Source organism: Pseudomonas sp. SDO524_S393 (assembly GCF_054071875.1).
Genome location: NZ_JBSVVZ010000061.1, coordinates 1 through 22,290, shown reverse-complemented (window position 1 = coordinate 22,290; position 22,290 = coordinate 1). Strand labels below are relative to the sequence as shown.

At 61.4% G+C, this 22,290-nt stretch carries 21 protein-coding genes; 15 read left to right on the top strand and 6 right to left on the bottom strand.

What is annotated here, in order from left to right:
• Nucleotides 1–4 precede the first annotated feature (4 nt).
• The 4 genes from ssuD to ACW9IB_RS22900 are packed head-to-tail and all read left to right on the top strand — an operon-like array spanning nt 5 to nt 2,995.
• Entirely contained in the window at nt 5–1,153 is a 1,149-nt protein-coding gene (gene ssuD / locus ACW9IB_RS22915) for an FMNH2-dependent alkanesulfonate monooxygenase (protein WP_457415629.1), read from the top strand.
• A gap of 9 nt (nt 1,154–1,162) precedes the next feature.
• The gene (ssuC, locus tag ACW9IB_RS22910; protein ID WP_457368610.1) at nt 1,163–1,948 is read left to right on the top strand and encodes an aliphatic sulfonate ABC transporter permease SsuC; all 786 of its coding nucleotides are present in this window, start codon (nt 1,163–1,165) and stop codon (nt 1,946–1,948) included.
• Nucleotides 1,945–2,751: an aliphatic sulfonates ABC transporter ATP-binding protein gene (gene ssuB / locus ACW9IB_RS22905; RefSeq protein WP_457415628.1), complete on the top strand. Its 807-nt coding sequence runs from the start codon at nt 1,945–1,947 to the stop codon at nt 2,749–2,751. The genes ssuC and ssuB overlap by 4 nt, the downstream gene beginning before the upstream one ends.
• Nucleotides 2,752–2,779: 28 nt before the next feature.
• Nucleotides 2,780–2,995: a TOBE domain-containing protein gene (locus ACW9IB_RS22900; protein WP_003213899.1), complete on the top strand. Its 216-nt coding sequence runs from the start codon at nt 2,780–2,782 to the stop codon at nt 2,993–2,995.
• A 75-nt stretch (nt 2,996–3,070) separates the two neighbouring features.
• Here the strand turns inward: ACW9IB_RS22900 and ACW9IB_RS22895 are convergent, their stop codons facing one another.
• Both ACW9IB_RS22895 and ACW9IB_RS22890 read right to left on the bottom strand, forming a co-directional pair.
• Nucleotides 3,071–3,730 (bottom strand): TetR/AcrR family transcriptional regulator, encoded by a 660-nt coding sequence (locus ACW9IB_RS22895; RefSeq protein ID WP_457415627.1) that lies wholly within the window; start codon nt 3,728–3,730, stop codon nt 3,071–3,073.
• Nucleotides 3,731–3,965: 235 nt separating this feature from the next.
• Nucleotides 3,966–5,342, bottom strand: a complete 1,377-nt coding sequence (locus tag ACW9IB_RS22890) for a glutamine synthetase family protein (protein ID WP_457368607.1) — start codon at nt 5,340–5,342, stop codon at nt 3,966–3,968.
• Between the two features lie 278 nt (nt 5,343–5,620).
• Here ACW9IB_RS22890 and ACW9IB_RS22885 point away from each other — a divergent pair, with 278 nt between their 5' ends.
• From ACW9IB_RS22885 to ACW9IB_RS22850, 8 genes are all read left to right on the top strand, one after another.
• A complete protein-coding gene (locus ACW9IB_RS22885; protein WP_457415626.1) occupies nt 5,621–6,400 on the top strand; it encodes a gamma-glutamyl-gamma-aminobutyrate hydrolase family protein in 780 nt (259 codons plus the stop codon).
• 39 nt (nt 6,401–6,439) lie between these two features.
• Complete coding sequence (locus ACW9IB_RS22880; protein ID WP_457368605.1) at nt 6,440–7,798, top strand: glutamine synthetase family protein; 1,359 nt, start codon at nt 6,440–6,442, stop codon at nt 7,796–7,798.
• A gap of 57 nt (nt 7,799–7,855) precedes the next feature.
• Nucleotides 7,856–9,220, top strand: a complete 1,365-nt coding sequence (locus tag ACW9IB_RS22875; RefSeq protein ID WP_457368604.1) for an aspartate aminotransferase family protein — start codon at nt 7,856–7,858, stop codon at nt 9,218–9,220.
• A 195-nt stretch (nt 9,221–9,415) separates the two neighbouring features.
• Nucleotides 9,416–10,510 (top strand): polyamine ABC transporter substrate-binding protein, encoded by a 1,095-nt coding sequence (locus ACW9IB_RS22870; RefSeq protein WP_457415639.1) that lies wholly within the window; start codon nt 9,416–9,418, stop codon nt 10,508–10,510.
• Nucleotides 10,511–10,730: 220 nt separating this feature from the next.
• Nucleotides 10,731–11,825, top strand: a complete 1,095-nt coding sequence (locus ACW9IB_RS22865) for a polyamine ABC transporter substrate-binding protein (protein ID WP_457415625.1) — start codon at nt 10,731–10,733, stop codon at nt 11,823–11,825.
• A 71-nt stretch (nt 11,826–11,896) separates the two neighbouring features.
• The gene (locus tag ACW9IB_RS22860; RefSeq protein ID WP_457368602.1) at nt 11,897–13,039 is read left to right on the top strand and encodes an ABC transporter ATP-binding protein; all 1,143 of its coding nucleotides are present in this window, start codon (nt 11,897–11,899) and stop codon (nt 13,037–13,039) included.
• A complete protein-coding gene (locus ACW9IB_RS22855) occupies nt 13,036–13,956 on the top strand; it encodes an ABC transporter permease subunit (protein ID WP_457368601.1) in 921 nt (306 codons plus the stop codon). The genes ACW9IB_RS22860 and ACW9IB_RS22855 overlap by 4 nt, the downstream gene beginning before the upstream one ends.
• Entirely contained in the window at nt 13,953–14,837 is an 885-nt protein-coding gene (locus tag ACW9IB_RS22850; protein ID WP_457368600.1) for an ABC transporter permease subunit, read from the top strand. Before ACW9IB_RS22855 ends, ACW9IB_RS22850 begins: the two co-directional genes overlap by 4 nt.
• 142 nt (nt 14,838–14,979) lie before the next feature.
• Here the strand turns inward: ACW9IB_RS22850 and ACW9IB_RS22845 are convergent, their stop codons facing one another.
• Complete coding sequence (locus ACW9IB_RS22845; RefSeq protein WP_457368599.1) at nt 14,980–15,621, bottom strand: HD domain-containing protein; 642 nt, start codon at nt 15,619–15,621, stop codon at nt 14,980–14,982.
• A gap of 259 nt (nt 15,622–15,880) precedes the next feature.
• Here ACW9IB_RS22845 and ACW9IB_RS22840 point away from each other — a divergent pair, with 259 nt between their 5' ends.
• The gene (locus ACW9IB_RS22840) at nt 15,881–16,846 is read left to right on the top strand and encodes a GlxA family transcriptional regulator (RefSeq protein ID WP_457415624.1); all 966 of its coding nucleotides are present in this window, start codon (nt 15,881–15,883) and stop codon (nt 16,844–16,846) included.
• Here the strand turns inward: ACW9IB_RS22840 and ACW9IB_RS22835 are convergent.
• Nucleotides 16,824–17,177, bottom strand: a complete 354-nt coding sequence (locus ACW9IB_RS22835) for a carboxymuconolactone decarboxylase family protein (protein ID WP_016973032.1) — start codon at nt 17,175–17,177, stop codon at nt 16,824–16,826. The two genes, ACW9IB_RS22840 and ACW9IB_RS22835, sit on opposite strands and share 23 nt — an antisense overlap.
• 99 nt (nt 17,178–17,276) lie before the next feature.
• On the opposite strand from ACW9IB_RS22835, the gene ACW9IB_RS22830 reads away from it, so the two are divergent.
• Complete coding sequence (locus ACW9IB_RS22830; protein ID WP_457415623.1) at nt 17,277–18,179, top strand: AraC family transcriptional regulator; 903 nt, start codon at nt 17,277–17,279, stop codon at nt 18,177–18,179.
• A gap of 32 nt (nt 18,180–18,211) precedes the next feature.
• Here ACW9IB_RS22830 and ACW9IB_RS22825 read toward each other — a convergent pair whose 3' ends face one another.
• Together ACW9IB_RS22825 and ACW9IB_RS22820 are read right to left on the bottom strand one after the other, a co-directional pair.
• Entirely contained in the window at nt 18,212–20,566 is a 2,355-nt protein-coding gene (locus tag ACW9IB_RS22825) for a penicillin acylase family protein (RefSeq protein WP_457415622.1), read from the bottom strand.
• A gap of 31 nt (nt 20,567–20,597) precedes the next feature.
• Nucleotides 20,598–21,173, bottom strand: coding sequence for a DUF6436 domain-containing protein (locus ACW9IB_RS22820; RefSeq protein WP_457368595.1), 576 nt, complete (start codon nt 21,171–21,173; stop codon nt 20,598–20,600).
• Nucleotides 21,174–21,272: 99 nt separating this feature from the next.
• Here ACW9IB_RS22820 and bipL point away from each other — a divergent pair, with 99 nt between their 5' ends.
• Nucleotides 21,273–22,214: a phospholipase BipL gene (bipL, locus tag ACW9IB_RS22815; protein WP_457368594.1), complete on the top strand. Its 942-nt coding sequence runs from the start codon at nt 21,273–21,275 to the stop codon at nt 22,212–22,214.
• Nucleotides 22,215–22,290: the final 76 nt, after the last annotated feature.

Below are 22,290 nucleotides of genomic sequence, written 5' to 3'. Positions count from 1 at the left end.
CTCCATGAGCCTCAATATTTTCTGGTTCCTGCCTACCCACGGCGACGGCCATTACCTTGGCACCGCCGAAGGCGCCCGCGCCGTTGACCACGGTTACCTGCAACAAGTAGCCCAGGCGGCAGACCGCCTGGGGTTCGGCGGGGTGCTTATTCCCACCGGTCGCTCCTGCGAAGACTCATGGCTGGTGGCCGCCTCGCTGATCCCGGTGACCCAGCGTTTGAAATTCCTGGTCGCCCTGCGCCCCGGGATCATTTCCCCGACGGTGGCCGCGCGTCAGGCCGCGACCCTGGATCGCCTGTCCGGTGGCCGTGCGTTGTTCAACCTGGTCACCGGCGGCGATCCGGAAGAATTGGCTGGTGATGGTCTGTTCCTCAGCCACGAAGAGCGCTACCAGGCTTCGGTGGAATTCACCCGCATCTGGCGCCGTGTGCTGGAAGGCGAAACGGTGGATTACGACGGCCAGCACATCAGCGTCAAAGGCGCCAAGCTGCTGTACCCGCCGATTCAGCAACCGCGTCCGCCGCTGTATTTCGGCGGTTCCTCCGAAGCGGCCCAGGACCTGGCAGCCGAGCAGGTGGAAATGGTGTTGACCTGGGGCGAGCCCCCGGCGGCCGTCGCTGAAAAAATCGCACAGGTTCGCGCCAAGGCGGCAAAACTCGGGCGCACCGTGCGCTTCGGTATTCGCTTGCATGTGATCGTGCGTGAAACCAACGAAGAGGCGTGGAAAGCCGCCGACAAACTGATCTCCCACCTGGATGACGACACCATCGCCCGTGCCCAGGCGTCCCTGGCGCGCTTCGATTCCGTGGGCCAGCAACGCATGGCGGCCTTGCATGGCGGCAACCGCGACAATCTGGAAGTCAGCCCCAATCTGTGGGCCGGTGTCGGCCTGGTGCGGGGCGGCGCGGGTACTGCGCTGGTGGGCGATGGCCCAACGGTTGCGGCGCGGGTCAAGGAGTACGCGGACCTGGGCATCGACACCTTTATCTTCTCGGGTTACCCCCACCTCGAGGAGTCGTATCGCGTGGCCGAACTGCTGTTCCCGCACTTGGACATCGAACGTCCCGAGCTGCCGAAAAGCGCCGGATACGTGAGCCCGTTCGGCGAGATGGTCGCCAACGATATCCTTCCCAAAGCTGCGTCACAGAGCTGAGGCGGCCTTATGAATGTTCAGAAACTGAGCCATCGCGTAGCGCCCTGGGTGCTGCCGTTGTTGCTGTTGGCGGTGTGGCAGTTGTCGGTGTCGGCGGGTTGGCTGTCGACCCGTATTCTGCCGGCGCCCAGCGCCGTGATCGAAGCCGGTATCAACCTGGTCGCCAGCGGCGAAATCTGGACGCACCTGGCAATCAGTGGCTGGCGTGCGGGCCTGGGTTTCGTGATCGGCGGCAGCATTGGCCTGGCCCTGGGCTTTATCACCGGCCTGTCGAAGTGGGGCGAGCGCCTGCTGGACAGTTCGGTGCAGATGATCCGCAACGTGCCGCACCTGGCGCTGATTCCGCTGGTGATCCTGTGGTTCGGCATTGACGAGACGGCGAAGATTTTCCTGGTCGCCCTCGGCACGCTGTTCCCGATCTACCTCAACACGTATCACGGCATCCGTAACGTCGACCCGGCGTTGGTGGAAATGTCGCGCAGCTACGGATTGTCCGGCTTCAGCCTGTTCCGTCAGGTGATCCTGCCCGGCGCGCTGCCGTCGATTCTGGTGGGTGTGCGCTTTGCCCTGGGTTTCATGTGGCTGACGCTGATCGTGGCGGAAACCATCTCGGCCAGCTCCGGTATCGGCTATCTGGCGATGAACGCCCGTGAATTCCTGCAAACCGACGTGGTGGTGCTGGCCATCGTGATGTACGCCATTCTCGGCAAGCTCGCCGACCTGGCGGCTCGCGGCCTGGAGCGTGTGTGGCTGCGCTGGCATCCGGCTTACCAAGTGAAAGGAGGTGCGGCATGACGGCTCAACAACCTCCGCGCCTGCTCAAGGGTATTCCGCTGGCCGTGCGCAAGTTGCGCAAGGCGTTCGGTGCGCGGGAAGTGCTCAAGGACATCGACCTGCACATTCCGGCAGGCCAGTTCGTGGCCGTGGTCGGTCGCAGCGGTTGCGGCAAAAGTACCTTGTTGCGCCTGTTGGCGGGCCTGGACAAAGCCAGCAGCGGCGAGTTGCTGGCCGGTGCCGCGCCGCTGAGCGAGGCGATCGAAGATACGCGGTTGATGTTCCAGGAAGCGCGCCTGCTGCCGTGGAAAAAAATCATCGACAACGTCGGCCTGGGACTCAAGGGCGATTGGCGTGCCAAGGCGCTCGAAGCGCTGGAGGCGGTAGGCCTGGCCGAACGCGCCAATGAATGGCCCGCCGCGTTGTCCGGCGGCCAGAAGCAGCGCGTGGCCCTGGCCCGGGCGCTGATCCATCAACCGCGCTTGCTGTTGCTCGATGAACCGCTGGGCGCGCTGGATGCCCTGACCCGCATCGAAATGCAGCAACTGATCGAAAACCTTTGGCAGAAACACGGTTTCACCGTGTTGCTGGTGACCCATGACGTCAGCGAAGCCGTGGCCATCGCTGACCGCGTGATCCTGATCGAAGACGGCGAAATCGGCCTCGATCTGGTGGTCGACCTGCCTCGCCCGAGAGCTCGTGGCTCCCATCGCCTGGCGGCGCTGGAAGCTGAAGTCCTGAACCGCGTGTTGTCGTTGCCCGGTTCGCCGCCGGAACCCGAACCTGTTTCACCGCTGCCTACGCAATTGCGTTGGGCTCAATAACTCACTCGTCCCACGAAGGAAGAACACCATGACTATCAAAGCCATCAACGTACGTAACCAATTCAAAGGCACCATCAAGGAAATCGTCGAAGGCGACGTGCTGTCGGAAATCGACGTGCAGACCGCGTCCGGCATCGTCACTTCCGTGATCACCACCCGCTCGGTCAAAGAGCTGGAACTGGTGATCGGCAGCGAAGTGATCGCGTTCGTGAAATCCACCGAGGTGTCGATTGCCAAGTTGTGATTGGCGTCGGTCTTGAGGCCGCTATCGCAGGCAAGCCAGCTCCCACAGTGATCGCGTTCTAACCCTGGAATGCCGTCAGTGTGGGAGCTGGCTTGCCTGCGATGAGGCCCGTTTGGGCAAATAGGCTGGCAAGTAGAGCCCCACATACGCATCAAACACCCGCATCCCTTCCTCGGCCATGCGCGCGGTGATGTGCCCGTGCTGATGTATCGAGCGTGCGTAGACACGGTCACTCAGCTCCAGTGCCAACGCAAACACATCCACCTCTTTTGGCAAGGTCGGCACTTCGAAGTGGCGGCTGAACACGGCCAACATCAAATCTCCCAACTCCAGGTCATGCTGGCGATCCGCCTGGGTCACTTCGGTCAACCCGTGCTGGGCCAGGATCAACTGGCGGGCGGCGGCGTCTTGCTCGTAGATGGTGAGCATGCGCTGTTCGACGATGCAGGATAGATCGCGCCAGTGCTTGAGTGACTCATGATCGATAGGCGCTTGAATAGCCGCCCGGAAGGCGCCGTGGACGTCAGCGGTCAAGGCTTCCAGCAATGCCGGCACACTGGCGAAGAAGTGGTACACCGACGACGGCGGAATCTCTGCCCGCTCGGCCACGCTGTAAATCGACAAACTCGCCACGCCTTCGGCAGCCAGCAAAGTGCGGGCGGCGTCGAGAATCGCGTCTATCCGGGCCTGGCTGCGGGCGCGGGGTTTGCGAGGGGCGGCGGGGCGGGTGGTCATGGATGTCTCCTACAAGGCAGCGGGCATTGTATGAGCAGGAAGGTGTGTTGTCTGCCGGGGCCTCATCGCAGGCAAGCCAGCTCCCACCTTTGAATGTGTTCACAGATCAAAATGTGGGAGCTGGCTTGTCGGGCCGCCGCATCGCTGCGATGAACTCACCTCGGTCTGCCTGAAAAAAACCATAAAAAAACGCCACAGACCAAAAGCCTGTGGCGTTTTTTAATGCAACCGCCGTTTAGACGGTATGCAGGTACCAGTTGTACTCAAGGTCGGAGATGGAGTGTTCGAACTCTTCCAGCTCACTTTCCTTGCAGGCGACGAAGATATCGATGTACTTCGGATCGATGTACTTGGCCATCACCTCGCTGTCGTCCAGCTCGCGCAGGGCATCACGCAGGTTGTTCGGCAGGCTTTGTTCGTTCTGCTCGTAGCTGTTGCCTTCCACCGGTGCGTTCGGCTCGATCTTGTTGGTCAGGCCGTGGTGCACACCAGCCAGGACCGAGGCCATCAGCAGGTACGGGTTGGCGTCGGCGCCGGCCACGCGGTGTTCCAGGCGTACGGCATCCGCCGAGCCGGTAGGCACGCGCAGGGCGACGGTGCGGTTGTCCAGGCCCCAGCTCGGCGAGTTCGGCACGTAGAACTGCGCGCCAAAACGACGGTAGGAGTTGACGTTGGGGCACAGGAACGCCATCTGGGCGGGCAGGGTCTCGAGCACACCGCCGATCGCGTGACGCAATGCGGCGTTCTGCTCGGGATCCTCGCTGGCAAAAATATTCTTGCCGTCCTTGTCCAGTACGGAGATGTGCACATGCAGACCGTTGCCTGCCTGGCCCGGGTAGGGCTTGGCCATGAAGGTGGTGTCCATCTCATGGTCGTAGGCGATGTTCTTGATCAGGCGCTTGAGCAGTACCGCGTAGTCGCAGGCCTTGATCGGGTCGGCCACGTGGTGCAGGTTGACTTCGAATTGCGCCGGGGCGCTTTCCTTGACGATGGCGTCGGCCGGAATGCCTTGCTCTTTTGCACCTTCCAGAATGTCCTGGAGGCAGTCGACGTATTCGTCGAGGTCGTCGATCAGGTAGACCTGTGTCGAGTGCGGGCGTTTGCCGGAAATCGGCGAGCGGGGCGGTTGTGGACGGCCGTTCACGTTCTCCTGGTCGATCAGGTAGAACTCGAGTTCGAAGGCGGCGCAGATGGTCAGACCGAGGTCGTCAAATTTGCTTACAACTTGGCGGAGCACTTCGCGCGGATCGGCGAAGAAAGGTTCACCTTCGAGTTCGTGCATGGTCATCAGCAGTTGCGCGGTAGGGCGCTTTTGCCAGGGCTCATTGCACAGGGTGTCGGGGATGGGATAGCAGATTCGGTCAGCATCACCGATGTCCAGGCCCAGGCCGGTGCTTTCCACCGTGGAGCCGTTGATATCCAGAGCAAATAAAGAGGCAGGCAGGTTAATGCCCTTCTCGTAAACCTTGTGGAGGCTGGTGCGTTCGATGCGCTTGCCGCGCACCACACCATTCATATCCGCAATTAGAAGGTCTACGTACAGAACCTCAGGATGATCCTTAAGGAACGCGTTCGCTTCGTTAAGCTGAACGGCACGCGGGGGTACCGACATGATGCAACACCTTTGTTGTTAAAAATATCAATCATTGATCTTTTCTGGTTTCAGTCAACCCGAACGGCATGCCGAAGTCAAGCAAGGCCTTTTTTGCCCTAAAAAAGCGCCGCGAGGGCTTTTTTGGGGCTTTTTGGGGCGGTTTTTTGGGTTTAGGCGGCTTGGGACTAGCAGGCTTGAGCGGGCCGTGTTGTATTTTTTACGGGGGTGTTGTGTAAAAAAATGAACAAGGCTAAGCTCGATTCAAACCCATAACAGCAATAATACCGGGGTGCTTCATGTCTCGCCTGCCGTTAATCGGCGTCACCGCCTGCTCCAAACAGGTCGGTCTGCATGCTTATCACATCAGTGGCGACAAATATGTCCGTGCAGTGGCCACCGCTGCCAAGGGCTTGCCATTGATCATTCCGTCCCTCGGGGATGTGTTCGAACCGGCCAATATTCTTGACAGTCTGGACGGCATTCTTTTCACCGGCTCTCCCTCCAACATCGAACCCTTTCACTACGACGGTCCGGCCAGCGCGCCCGGGACTGCTCATGATTCTGCACGGGACCGCACCACCTTGCCGCTATTGCGCGCCGCCATCGCGGCAGGCGTGCCGGTGCTGGGGATCTGCCGGGGTTTCCAGGAAATGAACGTGGCTTTTGGCGGCAGCCTGCACCAGAAGGTTCACGAAGTGCCCGGCATGATGGATCACCGCGAAGACGACACCCAGCCGCTGGACGTCCAGTACGGCCCTGCGCATGCCGTGGCGATCTCCCCGAATGGGGTATTGGCAAGCCTGGGGTTGCCGCAGACGATTCAGGTCAACTCGATTCACGGGCAGGGCGTCGACCGCCTGGCGCCGGGGTTGCAGGTCGAGGCCACGGCACCGGACGGCTTGATCGAAGCTTTTTCTGTTATTGCGGGCAAGGCTTTTGCTTTAGGAGTGCAATGGCACCCCGAATGGCAGGTAAGTTCTAACCCGCACTATCTCGCGATCTTCCAGGCATTCGGTACCGCCTGTCGAAAGCGGGCGATGCAACGCGACGCGGATGCTGCGTCAACCAACGCCTGACCTTTAATGGGTGTCAGGAAACCCAGCCCAGAGGCATTTATGAGTAACAACCTCGACCAGCTCACCGATTGGTTGAAAGACCACAAGATCACAGAAGTCGAATGCATGATTGGCGACCTCACCGGGATTACCCGGGGCAAAATCTCGCCGACCAACAAATTCATCGCCGAAAAAGGCATGCGCCTGCCCGAAAGCGTTCTGCTACAGACCGTGACCGGCGACTATGTCGAAGACGACATCTATTACGAACTGCTCGACCCGGCCGACATCGACATGATCTGCCGCCCCGACCAGAACGCGGTGTTCCTGGTGCCCTGGGCCATCGAGCCCACTGCACAGGTGATCCACGACACCTACGACAAGCAGGGCAACCCCATCGAGCTGTCGCCGCGCAACGTGCTCAAGAAAGTCCTCAAGCTCTACGCCGACAAAGGCTGGCAGCCCATCGTGGCGCCGGAGATGGAGTTCTACCTGACCAAGCGCTGCGAAGACCCGGACTTCCCGCTGCAACCGCCGATTGGCCGTTCCGGGCGTCCGGAAACGGGTCGTCAGTCCTTCTCCATAGAAGCGGCCAACGAATTCGACCCGCTGTTCGAAGACGTCTACGACTGGTGCGAATTGCAGGAGCTGGACCTCGACACCCTGATCCACGAGGACGGCACGGCGCAGATGGAAATCAATTTCCGTCACGGCGATGCCCTGTCCCTGGCCGACCAGATCCTGGTGTTCAAACGCACCATGCGTGAGGCCGCGCTCAAGCACGATGTGGCCGCCACCTTCATGGCCAAGCCGATGACCGGCGAGCCTGGCAGCGCGATGCACCTGCACCAGAGCATCATCGACATTGCCACCGGCAAGAACGTCTTCTCCAATGAAGACGGGACCATGAGCCAGCTGTTTCTCAACCACATCGGTGGCCTGCAGAAGTTCATCCCCGAACTGCTGCCCTTGTTTGCCCCCAACGTGAACTCGTTCCGCCGCTTCCTGCCGGATACTTCGGCGCCTGTGAACGTGGAGTGGGGCGAAGAGAACCGCACCGTGGGCTTGCGCGTACCGGATGCCGGGCCGCAGAACCGCCGCGTGGAAAACCGCTTGCCGGGTGCCGACGCCAACCCGTACCTGGCGATTGCCGCCAGCTTGCTGTGCGGTTTCATCGGCATGGTCGAAGGCCATAACCCGAGCGCGCCGGTAGTGGGTCGTGGTTACGAGCGCCGCAACCTGCGCCTGCCGCTTACCATCGAAGACGCCCTGGAACGCATGGAAAACAGCAAGACCATCGAGAAATACCTGGGTCATAAATTCATCACAGGCTACGTCGCGGTCAAGCGGGCCGAGCATGAAAACTTCAAGCGCGTGATCAGTTCGTGGGAGCGGGAATTCCTGCTCTTTGCCGTCTGATGCGCCGGGTGCGCCGTGCAGACGGCGCACCCTCACCTGTAGTTCTAGGAGATTGGTATGTCCAGCAACAACCCGCAAACCCGCGAATGGCAAGCCTTGAGCAGTGAGCACCACCTGGCGCCGTTCAGCGACTTCAAGCAATTGAAAGAAAAAGGCCCGCGCATCATTACCCACGCCAAGGGTGTGTACCTGTGGGACAGCGAAGGCAACAAGATCCTCGATGGCATGGCGGGCCTGTGGTGTGTGGCGGTGGGTTACGGTCGCGAAGAGCTGGCCGAGGTCGCCGCCAAACAAATGAAGGAACTGCCGTACTACAACCTGTTCTTCCAGACCGCGCACCCGCCGGTGCTGGAACTGGCCAAGGTCATTTCCGAAATCGCGCCCGAAGGCATGAACCATGTGTTCTTCACCGGCTCCGGTTCCGAAGGCAACGACACCATGTTGCGCATGGTCCGCCATTATTGGGCGATCAAGGGCCAACCGAACAAGAAAACCATCATCAGCCGCAAGAACGGCTACCACGGCTCCACCGTGGCCGGCGCGAGCCTGGGTGGCATGACCTACATGCACGAGCAGGGCGACTTGCCGATCCCGGGCATCACCCATATCGCCCAGCCGTACTGGTTCGGCGAAGGCGGCGACATGAGCCCCGAAGAGTTCGGCGTATGGGCCGCCAACCAACTGGAAGAGAAGATCCTGGAGCTGGGCGTGGACAACGTCGGCGCTTTTATTGCGGAGCCGATCCAGGGGGCCGGTGGCGTGATCGTTCCGCCCGCCACCTACTGGCCGCGCATCAAGGAAATCCTCGCCAAGTACGACATCCTGTTCATCGCCGACGAGGTGATCTGCGGGTTCGGTCGCACCGGTGAGTGGTTCGGCAGCGATTTCTTCGACCTCAAGCCACACATGATGACCATCGCCAAGGGCCTGACCTCGGGTTACATCCCCATGGGCGGCCTGATCGTGCGCGACGAAGTGGTGGAAGTTCTCAATGAAGGGGGCGATTTCAACCACGGCTTCACCTACTCCGGTCACCCGGTGGCGGCGGCGGTGGCCTTGGAAAACATCCGCATCATGCGCGATGAAAAAATCGTCAGCCGTGTTCACGAAGAAACGGCACCGTATTTGCAGAAACGTCTGAGGGAACTGGCTGATCACCCGTTGGTGGGCGAGGTTCGCGGTGTGGGCATGCTCGGCGCAATCGAACTGGTGCAGGACAAGGCCACGCGCAAACGCTATGAAGACCGTGGCGTCGGCATGATCTGCCGCAACTTCTGTTTCAACAATGGCCTGATCATGCGCGCCGTGGGCGACACCATGATCATTTCGCCGCCGCTGGTGATCAGCACGGCTGAAATCGACGAGTTGGTGACCAAGGCACGGCATTGCCTGGACCTGACTTTGGCGGCATTGCAGGGCTAAGTGCTAGGCTCAGAACGCAGCGGCTTCGGGCGCTGCGTGCTGAGCAGTTATAAATGAGGCTTTGGTTGAAAGCCGGCCCAAGAACTTGCCAGACTGTCGCCCTGTTTTGCTGCCCTTTAGACGGGCCGCTGAACACTGTAGGAACGTGGCCCAAAAAAGAAAAATTGGAGCATCACCATAATGAAGGCATTAGGTTTGAAGAACGCTGGCAAGACCCTCCTCGCCTTGTCCCTGATGGGCGCAATGGCGGGCGCGGCCCAGGCAGACGATAAAGTGCTGCACGTCTACAACTGGTCCGACTACATTGCACCGGACACCATCGCCAACTTCGAAAAAGAGTCGGGCATCAAAGTGGTGTACGACGTGTTCGACAGTAACGAGACCCTGGAAGCCAAGTTGCTGGCAGGCAAGTCCGGCTACGACATCGTCGTACCGTCGAACAACTTCCTGGCCAAGCAGATCAAGGCCGGTGTCTACCAGGAGCTGGACAAGTCCAAACTGTCCAACTACGACAACCTGAACAAATCCCTGCTTAAAGCCGTGTCGGTCAGCGACCCGGACAACAAGCACGCCTTCCCGTACATGTGGGGCTCGATCGGCATCGGCTACAACCCGGAGAAGGTCAAGGCCGCGCTGGGCGTGGACAAGATCGATTCCTGGGACGTGCTGCTCAAGCCTGAAAACATCGCCAAGCTGAAAAGCTGCGGCGTGAGCTTCCTTGATTCGCCAACCGAGATGCTGCCGGTGGCGCTGCATTACCTGGGCCTGCCGACCGACACCCAAAAGAAAGACGATCTGAAGAAAGCCGAAGAACTGTTCCTGAAAATCCGTCCTTCCATCGGCTACTTCCACTCCTCCAAGTACATCTCCGACCTGGCCAACGGCAACATCTGTGTGGCCGTGGGTTACTCGGGTGACATCGAGCAGGCCAAGGCCCGCGCGGCTGAAGCCGGTGGCAAGGTCAAAGTGGCCTACGACATTCCGAAAGAAGGCGCTGGCAGCTTCTTCGACATGGTTGCCATCCCCAAAGATGCCGAAAACACCGACGCCGCCTACAAGTTCATGAACTACCTGCTCAAGCCGGAAGTCATGGCTGCGATCACCAACAGCGTGCATTTCCCGAACGGTAACGAGAAAGCCACCGCACTGGTCGACAAGGGCATCACCAGCGACCCGGGCATCTACCCGCCAGCGGACGTGCAGGCCAAGCTCTACGCCATTGCCGACCTGCCGGCTGCGACCCAGCGTGAAATGACGCGCAGCTGGACCAAGATCAAATCGGGTAAGTAAGGCTGTAACCCTGTAGGAGCGAGCTTGCTCGCGAAAATCGTCAACGATGACGCGGGCATTCAGGAAGAACGCGGCGCCAGTGAGTTTTTCGCGAGCAAGCTCGCTCCTACAAATTAAATGACAGAAAGTTTTGCCGGATCGGTTTATCGAGGGTAAGTTGCGCGCCGGTTTTGTTGCCGGGCAACAACTTTAGGGCCCAACTATTTAAGAGGACCTCCACTTGCCAATTTCTTTATTTCGCAAAGCCATGTTCGTGGGTGCCGGTATCACGCTGACGTTGAGCGTGCAGGCTGCACCGACGGTGCATATTTATAACTGGTCGGACTATATCGGCACCGACACCCTGGCCAACTTCGAAAAGGCCAGCGGGATCAAGCCCGTGTACGACGTGTTCGACTCCAACGAAACCCTGGAAGGCAAGCTGCTGGCCGGGCGTACCGGTTACGACGTGGTCGTGCCGTCCAACCACTTCCTGGGCAAGCAGATCAAGGCCGGGGCGTTCCAGAAGCTCGACAAGTCGCTGCTGACGAATTACGCCAACCTCGATCCGGCGCTGCTCAAGCGCCTGGAAAAGAATGACCCGGGCAACCAGTACGCGGTGCCGTACCTGTGGGGCACCAACGGCATCGGTTACAACGTCGATAAGGTGAAGGAAGTGCTGGGCGTCGACCATATCGACTCCTGGGCCGTGCTGTTCGAACCGGAAAACATGAAGAAACTGGCCAGCTGTGGTGTGTCGTTCATGGATTCGGCGGATGAAATGCTGCCGGCGGTGCTCAACTACATGGGCCTGAACCCCAACAGCGAGAACCCCGAAGACTACAAGAAGGCCGAAGAAAAGCTGCTGAAAGTGCGACCCTACGTGACCTACTTCCATTCCTCCAAATACATCTCGGACCTGGCCAACGGCAATATCTGCGTGGCTGCCGGGTTCTCCGGCGACGTGTTCCAGGCCAAGGCCCGCGCGAAAGAAGCCGGCAAGGGCGTGAACATCGCCTACGCGATTCCCAAAGAAGGCGGCAACCTCTGGTTCGACGTGCTGGCCATCCCCAAGGATGCGGCCAACGTCAAAGAGGCCCACGCCTTCATCAACTATTTGCTGCAACCTGAGGTGATCGCTCAGGTCAGTGATTACGTCGGCTACGCCAACCCTAACCCCGGGGCGGACAAGCTGATGGAACAATCGATACGCACCGACGAGTCGGTTTATCCACCGCAGGCGGTTCTCGAGCGGACATTCGTCAACTTCGAGTTACCCCCGAAAGTGCAACGTTTGATGACCCGTAGCTGGACCAAGGTCAAGACGGGCAAGTAAGGCTTAAAGCTCAAACTATCCAAGGCTCGCCTACGTTGGGTGAACCGAAAATTTTGTTGGGAGTTTCGTAAATGGCAGTTGCCTCCGGCGCCTATAAGAAAGCCCTCGAGGGCGACCAGACACCGAAAAAGGTGCTGGTCAAAATCGACCGGGTCACGAAGAAGTTCGACGAGACGATTGCCGTGGACGATGTGTCCCTGGAAATCAAGAAGGGCGAGATCTTCGCCTTGCTCGGCGGTTCGGGATCGGGCAAATCCACTTTGCTGCGCATGCTCGCGGGTTTCGAGCGCCCGACCGAAGGCCGCATCTACCTCGACGGCGAAGACATCACCGACATGCCGCCCTACGAGCGGCCGATCAACATGATGTTCCAGTCCTACGCCCTGTTCCCGCACATGACCGTGGCGCAGAACATCGCGTTCGGTCTGCAACAGGACAAGATCCCCAAGGCCGAGATCGACGCCCGCGTGGCCGAGATGCTCAAGCTGGTGCAGATGAGCCAGTTCGCCAAGCGCAAGCCGCACCAGTTGTCCGGTGGCCAGCGTCAACGTGTGGCCCTGGCGCGCTCCCTGGCCAAGCGCCCGAAACTGTTATTGCTCGATGAGCCCATGGGCGCCCTCGACAAGAAGCTGCGTTCGCAGATGCAGCTCGAGCTGGTGGAGATCATCGAGCGCGTCGGCGTGACCTGCGTCATGGTGACCCACGACCAGGAAGAGGCCATGACCATGGCCGAGCGCATCGCCATCATGCACCTGGGCTGGATCGCCCAGATCGGCAGCCCGATCGATATCTACGAGACGCCCACCAGCCGCCTGGTGTGCGAGTTCATCGGCAACGTGAACATTTTCGAAACCCAGGTGGTGGACGACGCCGAGGGCCATGCGGTGCTCAAGTGCCCGGACCTGGACCGCGACATCTACGTGGGCTACGGCATCGCCACGTCGGTGGAAGACAAGTCGGTGACCTACGCCATCCGCCCGGAAAAGCTGCTGGTCACTTCCGAGATGCCGACCTGCGAGCACAACTGGTCCAGCGGCAAGGTGCACGACATCGCCTACCTGGGCGGCCACTCGGTGTTCTACGTGGAGCTGCCGAGCGGCAAGCTGGTGCAGTCGTTCGTCGCCAACGCCGAGCGCCGTGGCCAGCGACCGACCTGGGGTGATCAGGTCTACGTATGGTGGGAAGACGACAGCGGCGTGGTACTGCGCTCATGAACATGAAAAAGCTCAAGCGCCAGCTGCAACGAATAACCCCCGGTGGCCGGCATGTGGTCATCGGGATCCCTTTCCTCTGGCTGTTCCTGTTCTTCATGCTGCCGTTCTTCATCGTTCTGAAGATCAGCTTTGCCGAAGCCGACGTGGCGATCCCGCCGTATACCGAGATCTACACCTTCGTCGAGCAGAAATTGCAGTTGGTGCTCAACCTCGCCAACTACGCAATGCTCGGTGACGACGAGCTGTACATTTCGGCGTACCTGGGCTCGCTGAAGATGGCGTTTTTCAGCACGCTGCTGTGCCTGTTGATCGGCTATCCGATGGCCTACGCCATCGCCAGCGCCCGCAAGGAAGTGCAGACCGTGTTGGTGCTGCTGATCATGATGCCGACCTGGACGGCGATTCTGATCCGTGTGTACGCGTGGATGGGCATCCTCAGCAACAACGGTCTGCTCAATGGCTTCCTGATGTCCATGGGGCTGATCAACGAGCCGTTGCAGATCCTCAATACCAACATCGCGGTGTATATCGGCGTGGTCTATTCGTACCTGCCATTCATGATCCTGCCGCTCTACGCCAACCTGGTGAAACACGACCAGAGCCTGCTGGAAGCCGCCTCCGACCTGGGGTCGAGCACGTTCAACAGCTTCTGGAAGATCACCGTGCCGCTGTCCAAGAACGGCATCATCGCCGGCTGCATGCTGGTGTTCATCCCGGTGGTGGGCGAGTTCGTGATCCCGGAACTGCTCGGCGGCCCGGAAACCCTGATGATCGGTAAAGTGTTGTGGCAAGAGTTCTTCAACAACCGTGACTGGCCGGTAGCGTCCGCCCTGGCGGTGGTGATGCTGGCGATCCTGATCATTCCGATCATCCTGTTCAACCGCAGCCAGGCCAAAGAGATGGAGGGCAAGATATGAAGCGCGTCAGTTTCTCAAGCTTCATGCTGGTGGCGGGGCTGCTGTTCATCTACCTGCCGATGCTGATCCTGGTGATCTACTCGTTCAACGAATCCAAACTGGTGACAGTCTGGGGCGGTTGGTCGGTGAAGTGGTACGTGGGCCTGCTGGACAACACCCAGTTGATGGGCTCGGTGGGCCGCTCGCTGGAAATCGCCTGCTACACGGCAGTGGCGGCGGTGGCGCTGGGTACGCTGGCAGCGTTTGTGCTGACCCGCATCAGCCACTTCAAGGGGCGCACGCTGTTCGGCGGCCTGGTCACTGCGCCGCTGGTGATGCCGGAAGTGATCACCGGTCTGTCGCTGTTGCTGCTGTTCGTGGCCATGGCGCAGATGATCGGCTGGCCCCAGGAGCGTGGCATCGTCACGATCTGGATCGCCCACACTACCTTCTGTGCGGCGTATGTGGCGGTGGTGGTGTCGGCGCGGTTGCGTGAACTGGACCTGTCGATCGAAGAGGCGGCCATGGATCTCGGTGCACGGCCCTGGAAGGTGTTCTTCCTGATCACCATCCCGATGATCGCGCCGTCGCTGGCGGCGGGCGGCATGATGTCGTTCGCGTTGTCCCTCGACGACCTGGTACTGGCCAGCTTCGTATCGGGGCCGGGGTCGACCACCTTACCGATGGAAGTGTTCTCGGCGGTGCGCCTGGGGGTCAAACCCGAGATCAACGCCGTGGCCAGCCTGATCCTGCTGGCGGTGTCGCTGGTGACCTTCCTGGTGTGGTTCTTCAGCCGCCGTGCCGAAGAGCACCGCAAGAAGGCCATCCAGCAAGCCATCGAAGAAGCGGCTGCGGACGGCTGGCAACAGCCGGACAAGCGCCGCGCGCCTGCATCGGTCTGATTGGTGCAACGCGGTTAAAAATGTGGGAGGCCGGCTTGCCTGCGATAGCGGTGTGTCAGTCGACAGATGAGTCGACTGACACGGCCTCATCGCAGGCAAGCCAGCTCCCACAGTGGTTTTGTGGTGTTTATCCGGTTGTGGGTCAGGCCACCCAAGGCGACTTGCGGATAACCTCCACAAAATTCATCGGCTTGAACCCGGGCTCCTGATCCACCAGTACATCGGTCTTCACGTTGCCAAACGTGGTCTGCGGGCGGTGGCGCAAGCCATCGGCGAAGGCACAGATGATGCACTCCTTGAACCCTTCACCCCGTGGATGCGCATGCACCACCGCTTCGCGCTGCACGGTGCTGAACGCGGCGTAGTCCATGCCCAGCACGTCCATTTCCACGCCTGCGGTCACCAGCGCCACGGTCGGGCGCAAATGCTTCGGCACGCCCGGTGTGGTGTGCAGGGCGATGGACAGCCACACCTGCTCGATATCGTCATCGCTCAGCCCGTAAGGCTTGAGGAAGTCTGCGGCCGCGTTGGCGCCGTCCACTTCGAAACGTTCGTCGTCACTGCGGTGGCCTTCCACCAGGCCCAAGTCATGGAACATGGCGCCCACATAAAGCAGTTCGGGGTTGTAGGCCAGTTGTTTGCGCTCGCCGCTCAGGGCGCCGAACAGAAACACCCGGCGGGAGTGGTGGTACAGCAGGTCGGATTCGACATCGCGAATGTATTCGGTGGTGGCCTTGGCCAGGGCGCTGTCCGGAATCTGGATGCCGGCGATGGTGGTGCTCATGGTCGTTCTCCTCAACAAAGCGCCGGGGGTGGCGCCGATGAGTTCAGTCTGGTCGCGCGCCCGCGAAGGGGCTATCGGCACGAGGGCGCGATGTCGGCCAACCTGCCTTCAAATCGCGCCAAAGGTATACACGGTCAAATGTGGGAGCTGGCTTGCCTGCGATAGCATCAACTCGGTATACCTGATACACCGAGGTGCCTGTATCGCAGGCAAGCCAGCTCCCACAGGGTTTCGTGTCCGCCAGTCATAAGGTTTCGCCATGCATAGAACCGTTGCCATCCTGATCTTCCCCGGCGTCCAGTCACTGGACGTGACCGGCCCCATGGATGTGTTCTGCGAGGCCAACCGTTTCCTGCCGCCCGAGGATCATTACCAGTTGGAAGTGCTTGGCCTTGGCCACGGCACCCTGGCCGCCTCCAACGGTTTGTCATTGCAAGCCCACCGGCATTACCGCGAAGCCCTGCATGCCTACGACCTGCTGCTGGTGGCCGGCGGCCCGCAATTGCCCTTCGAGGATTTCGGTGCCGAGTTCGATGACTGGCTGCGCGGTGCCACTCAAAGAGCGCAACGCTTCGGCTCCATCTGCAACGGCGCCTTCATGCTCGCGCGCGCCGGGTTGCTGGACGGCAAGACCGTCACCACTCACTGGAACGACGCCGCTGACCTGGCGCGCCTGTGCCCCACGGCCCAGGTCGACGCCGACCGCCTCTACGTGCAGGACGGCAACCTCTACACCTCGGCGGGCGTCACGGCAGGTATCGATCTGTCGTTGTATTTGCTGGCCCAGGACCACGGCCCGGAAGTGGCGCTGAGCGTGGCCAAGCGCCTGGTGGTATTCACCCAGCGTTCGGGTGGGCAGTCGCAGTTCAGCCCGTTTCTCACGCCCCACGCCGAAACCACCTCGGCGGTGGCGCAGGTGCAGCTGTACGTGTTGGCGAACTTGACGGGGGACCTGACCATCGCCGACCTAGCCAAGGCGGCGAACATGAGTGCGCGCAACTTCTCCCGGGTCTTTGCCCGTGAAGCACGCATGACACCCGCGGAGTTCGTCGAGCGGGCGCGGGTGGATGCGGCGCGGGTGATGCTCGAAGGCAGTCCCGCACCCCTGAAGACGGTGGCCTATCAATGTGGGTTCCGGGACGCCCAGCACATGCGCAGTGTGTTCAATCGCCGGCTGGGCGTGACGCCGCAACAATTTCGGCTTAACTTTGCGGCGCCGGTTTGAGTGTGTCGTAGGCTTCCAGCGCGCGCAGCGAGTAGATGTAGGCGGCGCCGGCATTCAGCGAGATCGCGGTGGCCAGGGTCGCGGCGACTTCTTCGCGGGTGGCGCCGGCCTTGATCGCCGCATCCGCATGCACGCCGATGCAACCGTCGCAGCGGGTGGTGATGGCCACGGCGATGGAAATCAGCTCGCGGGTCTTGGCGTCGAGAACATTGTTTTCCTCGGCAGCTTCGCCCAGCGCCATGTAGGCTTTGACCATCTTCGGGTTGCTCTTGCCCAGTGCGCCAAAGGCTTTCTTCACGGTAGGCAGCAAGTCGGACCAGTTATTGAACATTTCGGTAACTCCTCAGCAGGTTGGGTGTGAAGCCAGTCTGTGCTGTTCGAGGGACGCGTGATTGTTCAATCCGCTCATCTTTTTGACCGATGCTCGCAAATGAATTCGATCGACACCCTTATCGCGCTGGCCAACCTGCGCGGCAGTCTGGACCTGCGTTGCCAGTTTCAGGGCGACTGGGCCCTGGATCACTCGCCGGAAAACCTTGGCGTTGCGCCGTATCACATCGTGCTCAGTGGCAACTGCCGCGCGGAGTTGTCCGGTGGGCAGCACGTCACCCTGGAAGAAGGCGACATCCTGCTGATGCCGGGCGGCGCCACGCACCTGCTGCGCAGCCAGGGCGCGCGGATCCGGCCGATGCAGCCCAGGGTCATCGATGGCGGCCTGCTCCCGGTGCATCGCCTGGGCGGCGACCAGCCGGACCTGGACATGCTCTGCGGCAGCTTTCACTACAACCGCCAATCCCTGCTGTTCGGTGCGTTGCCGGAGTTTTTGGTGGTGTCCAGCCGCCAATGGCAGGCGGACGGGCAACTGGCCGCGCTGATTGCCCTGTTGCGCAGCGAGGCGGACGGCCAGCAGTTAGGGGCGAGGTCTTTTATCGATGCGCTGTCGTCAGCGCTGTTCACCCTGATTTTGCGCACGTGGCTCACGCGCCAGGCACCGGTGGCCGGTACCTTCGCCTTGCTCGCCGACAAGCGCCTGAGCAAGGTCTGGCAAGCGATGCTGGCCGACCCGGGGCATGACTGGACCATCGACAGCCTGGCGGTCACCGCGAGCATGTCCCGGGCTACCTTCATGCGTGCGTTCGTGAAAGTGGCGGGGGTCTCGCCGTGGGTGCTGCTGACCCAGCTGCGCATGGAACTGGCGTTCAACCTGGTGCGCCAGTCGCGCCTGAGCCTGCTGGATATCGCCGCCCAGGTGGGTTACCAGTCCCAGGCGGCGTTCACCAAGAAGTTCAAGGAAACCTACGGCGAGGCGCCGGGGCGGGTGCGGGCGCAATAGCCGCCACGCTGCAGCTCCCACCCAGATCGCGGTTATCGGGCGGGCAGCAGCTTGAGCGTACCGCGCGTATTCGCCGTCACTTCCTCATCGGTGAAATGGGCCTGCTCGTAGCCGCCTTCGATGTAGCTTTCCGCCTGGTCGCCGTAATGCCGGTCGAAGGGCACTCCGCTCTGGCCGACCGGGTTGATGGTGAGCGCGTGGGCGACATCGGCGAAGTCGATCAAGCGACGGGTCGATGGCCCGTAGGTCACCGGCCAAGGTGCGGGGCCGATATTGGCTGACTGGTTGTTGGGCACTTCATGGGTGCCCGGTGCCGGGAAGGGGCCGACGTTGACCACACGATCCAGCGGTTTCTGCGAGCCCAACGGGTGCCCGTGGGTCAGGGTGTGGGCCTTGCCCCATTGCCACTGGCCCGGGTCGTCGCCGAAGGTGGCCTTGAGGTGCGCCAGGCTATTGTCCCAGGCGAGTTTGACGAGCTCGGCACGCTTGCCGTCCCACCAGGGTGAATCCGCCGTGGCGGCCAGGCGCGGCAGGGCGGCGTCGATCACCCGGGTGCTGAGCAGGGTCTTGAACATGCCGTCGCCGAGTTTGGGGTGGAACGTTGCGTCGGCGAGGTTGAACAGGAACTGGTTGAACAGCGTGGCGCTGGTGGAGTCCAGCGGGTAGTCACCCTTCCAGCTGGCAAGCTGTTCCACCAGCTTCAGCTGTGCGGGGTCCTTGACCACCTCGCGCAATACCGGCAACAGCGGCGCCAGCAAGCGCGGGCCATAGGCGGTAGTGGTGCCCAGCTGCAACGCCTGGCTGTTGTTCACGTCCCACTTCACGCTCTTGTCGCTCAACTGCGCGTTCAGCTGCTGGCCACGGTCAGCCAGGTTGTAATAACCGGGAATCTCCATGCCGGTGGGCGAGACCGGCTGGGCATTGGCCGATACCACATAGCCGCGTGCCGGGTTTTCTTCCTGGGGGTTGGCGCTGAACGGGTAAAAGCCCAGCTTGTCGGCCTGGGCCGTGCTGCCATCGAGGATAAAACCCGGATTGGCGCCGGCGGGGCGTATCGGCAACTGCGCGGCCGCCCACCAGCCGATATCCCCCTTGGCGTTGGCCCACACGATATTCAGGCCCGGGGCAGACACCTTCGCCGCCGCCGCACGGGCCTTGGCCAGCGTGTCGGCGCGGTTGAGCTGGTAGAACCCTTCGAGGATCGGGTTCGGCGTGTCGAGGAAGGCCCACCACATGGCGATCGGCGTCTTGCCGGCGTTCTCGCCGAGCACGTCATTGACGATCGGCCCGTGGGGCGACTGGCGCAGGGTGAGGGTGACCGGCGCCTGGCCTTTTACGGCGATCTGCTGTTCGCTGCGGGTCATGTCGACCCACTGGCCGTGGTACCAGACCTGGTTGGGGTTGTCCGGGTTGACCTTCTCGGCGATCAGGTCGAGGTCGTCGTTCTGGAACATGGTCAGGCTCCAGCCGAAATCCAGGTTGTGCCCCAGGAACGCCACCGGCACCAGCGCGTTGTGATAGCCATACAGCTCGAAGCCCGGCGCCGAAAGTTGCGCCTCGTACCACACCGACGGCACCGAGAAACGAATGTGCGGGTCACCCGCCAGCAACGGTTTGCCGCTCTTGGTGCGGCTGCCGCTGATGGCCCATGCGTTGCTGCCTTCGAACTGCGGCAGGCCGTTGTCCGCCAGGGCCTGCTCGCTCAGGGAGGCGAGGGCGCCGAGGGTCTGCCAGTCACTGGCGGCGAGGTTGAGCGCGCCCTTGGGTTGCCAGCCGAGATCGAAGACGTTCAGGTAGTCGCTGCCCAATTGGTCGCGTACGTAAGTCAGCAAGGGTTCGGTACGAAACGCAGCGGCAAAGCTGTAGGCCATATACCCGGCGACGCTGATGGTGTCCTCGGCGGTAAACGGCCGCTTGGGAATGCCAAGCACGTCGAACTCCATGGGGCTGGCGTGGCTGTCCTGATACTGGTTGATCCCGTCCAGATAGGCTTGCAGCGCCTTCCAGTGCGCAGACTCATGGTCCAGCTGCGCCACATACGTGGCGGCACGCTCGCGAATGCGCAGGCTGCGGAACAGTTTGTCGGTCTCCAGCACCTTCGGCCCCAGCACCTCGGCCAACTCGCCCCGGGCCAGGCGCCGCATGATCTCCATCTGGAACAAGCGGTCCTGGGCATGCACAAACCCGAGCGCACGATACAGATCGGCCTCGTTCTCGGCACGAATGTGCGGCACCCCCCGGTCGTCATAACGCACCGTGACCGAACCTTGCAGATTGGCCAGCGTCACCGTGCCCTGGCGGGTCGGTTGCTTGCTGTAGATGTACCAGCCGGTGCCGAGGGCAACGAGCACCACCAGAACCGCAAGAACCTGCAAGACGCGCTTCATGAACATTCCTTACCGAGAGTGGTGTGTCGAACTACAAGCCGTTTGGCCACGAACAATAGCAGCCCACCGCCAAGGTGTGCGTGGCATTCACCTCGCGTCCGGCTTCAAGGGCTTTCAAGATCGGCTCAATAAAACTGTTGTCGGCGTTGCACGTCAGCCCTTCGCTGTAGGGGCCGAAGTACGCCAGTTTGCCCGTGCGGTCCCAGATGCCCACGGCCGGGCTGGCCGGTACGTGGTCGGCGCCGGGCAGGGTGGTGAGGGTTTTCAGGCTGCGCAGGTTGTCGGGGAGCTGGCCGTGGCTGCCGGGTTTTTGCAGGGCATAGAATTCCACGCCCTGGGGCGCGTAGTGATCGATCAACTCGCCCAGGTGCTGCTGGTTGCCGACATTGCAGGGGCAGGCCGGGTCCCAGAAGTGCACCAGGCGGATCGGGCCGGGGCCGCTGAGGTCGGCGGGCAGGCGCAGGGTATCGCCGGAGAAGACCGCAGTGTGTTCGCTGAAGGCGCGCAGGTAACGGCCCTGGAACCAGTCATACGCCGCCCATAGCACGCCGGCGCAGAGGATCAGGATCAGGCTGGCGAAGAGGGCGGTGCGGTAAGGCTGTCGCATGCGGATGTATCCTCGAAGGTCGCGTAGCTTGCCATGCTTGTCTCGACAGATGAATATCGCAGCTCGATATTCATCTTCACCGTCAGTCTGGATCCCTTTATGCCCGTCACGTTTGACCCCGATCATCTGCGCGAAAGCCTGCGGCCCCTGGTGGACGCGCAGCCGCTTTCAGCCGAAGCGCGGGTCTACCAGCGATTCTACGGGCTGGACCTGGCCGCCCGTGCGGTGCCGGCGGTGAGCCGTCTGGGGCGTTTCGAGGTGGACGGTTTCCAGGTGGTGGCCCAGGTGTGGTGGCCGCCCGCGCCGGTGGCGACGCTGTTCCTGTTCCATGGTTTCTACGATCACATGGGACTGTACCGCAATGTGGTGAACTGGGCGCTGGACCAGGGCTTTGTGGTGATCGCCTGCGATTTGCCCGGGCATGGCCTGTCGAGTGGCGCGCGTGCCAGCATCGAGGACTTTTCGGTGTACCAGGACGTGGTGCAGGCACTGTTCGCCCAGGCCGGCGCCCTGCGACTGCCGCAACCCTGGCACCTGTTCGGGCAAAGTACCGGTGGCGCGGTGGTATTGGATCATGTGCTCAACCACGGCGCCGACAGCCCGGCCCAGGGCAAGACGTTCCTGCTGGCGCCGCTGGTGCGACCGCGTGCGTGGGGCTGGTCGCAGGTCAGTTATTACCTGCTGCGTCCGTTCGTCAAAGGCATCGCGCGGCGCTTCAGCGAAAACACCAACGACCCCACGTTCAAGGCATTCCTGGAGGCCGACCCCTTGCAGCCCCGGCAGTTGCCTACCGCCTGGGTCGGCGCATTGGTGCGCTGGATCAGGCGCATCGAAGCGGCGCCTGCCAGCCCGAGGCGACCGGTGATCGTGCAGGGTGAGGAAGACATGACGGTGGACTGGCAGCACAACCTGCGGGTGCTGCGCGGCAAGTTCGATCAGCCTGAAGTGCTGATGCTGCCGCGTGGCAGGCATCACCTGGCGAATGAGATTCCGGAGATTCGTGAGGTGTACTTCAGGTTTCTTTCGGATCAACTGAAGTAGCGCCATTCAAATGTGGGAGCGGGCTTGCTCGCGAATGCGGAGTGTCAGTCACCGGATTTGCTGACTGATCCACTGC

Bases quoted from the DNA above. Each gene is read 5' to 3' on its own strand.
- ACW9IB_RS22820 (WP_457368595.1), bottom strand. From the start codon at position 21,173: ATGCGACAGCCTTACCGCACCGCCCTCTTCGCCAGCCTGATCCTGATC.
- ssuB (WP_457415628.1), top strand. From the start codon at position 1,945: ATGACGGCTCAACAACCTCCGCGCCTGCTCAAGGGTATTCCGCTGGCC.
- ACW9IB_RS22880 (WP_457368605.1), top strand. From the start codon at position 6,440: ATGAGTAACAACCTCGACCAGCTCACCGATTGGTTGAAAGACCACAAG.
- ACW9IB_RS22830 (WP_457415623.1), top strand. From the start codon at position 17,277: ATGAATTCGATCGACACCCTTATCGCGCTGGCCAACCTGCGCGGCAGT.
- ACW9IB_RS22835 (WP_016973032.1), bottom strand. From the start codon at position 17,177: ATGTTCAATAACTGGTCCGACTTGCTGCCTACCGTGAAGAAAGCCTTT.
- ACW9IB_RS22860 (WP_457368602.1), top strand. From the start codon at position 11,897: ATGGCAGTTGCCTCCGGCGCCTATAAGAAAGCCCTCGAGGGCGACCAG.
- ssuC (WP_457368610.1), top strand. From the start codon at position 1,163: ATGAATGTTCAGAAACTGAGCCATCGCGTAGCGCCCTGGGTGCTGCCG.
- ACW9IB_RS22845 (WP_457368599.1), bottom strand. From the start codon at position 15,621: ATGAGCACCACCATCGCCGGCATCCAGATTCCGGACAGCGCCCTGGCC.
- ACW9IB_RS22885 (WP_457415626.1), top strand. From the start codon at position 5,621: ATGTCTCGCCTGCCGTTAATCGGCGTCACCGCCTGCTCCAAACAGGTC.
- ACW9IB_RS22900 (WP_003213899.1), top strand. From the start codon at position 2,780: ATGACTATCAAAGCCATCAACGTACGTAACCAATTCAAAGGCACCATC.
- bipL (WP_457368594.1), top strand. From the start codon at position 21,273: ATGCCCGTCACGTTTGACCCCGATCATCTGCGCGAAAGCCTGCGGCCC.
- ACW9IB_RS22840 (WP_457415624.1), top strand. From the start codon at position 15,881: ATGCATAGAACCGTTGCCATCCTGATCTTCCCCGGCGTCCAGTCACTG.
- ACW9IB_RS22855 (WP_457368601.1), top strand. From the start codon at position 13,036: ATGAACATGAAAAAGCTCAAGCGCCAGCTGCAACGAATAACCCCCGGT.
- ssuD (WP_457415629.1), top strand. From the start codon at position 5: ATGAGCCTCAATATTTTCTGGTTCCTGCCTACCCACGGCGACGGCCAT.
- ACW9IB_RS22825 (WP_457415622.1), bottom strand. From the start codon at position 20,566: ATGAAGCGCGTCTTGCAGGTTCTTGCGGTTCTGGTGGTGCTCGTTGCC.
- ACW9IB_RS22895 (WP_457415627.1), bottom strand. From the start codon at position 3,730: ATGACCACCCGCCCCGCCGCCCCTCGCAAACCCCGCGCCCGCAGCCAG.
- ACW9IB_RS22875 (WP_457368604.1), top strand. From the start codon at position 7,856: ATGTCCAGCAACAACCCGCAAACCCGCGAATGGCAAGCCTTGAGCAGT.
- ACW9IB_RS22890 (WP_457368607.1), bottom strand. From the start codon at position 5,342: ATGTCGGTACCCCCGCGTGCCGTTCAGCTTAACGAAGCGAACGCGTTC.
- ACW9IB_RS22850 (WP_457368600.1), top strand. From the start codon at position 13,953: ATGAAGCGCGTCAGTTTCTCAAGCTTCATGCTGGTGGCGGGGCTGCTG.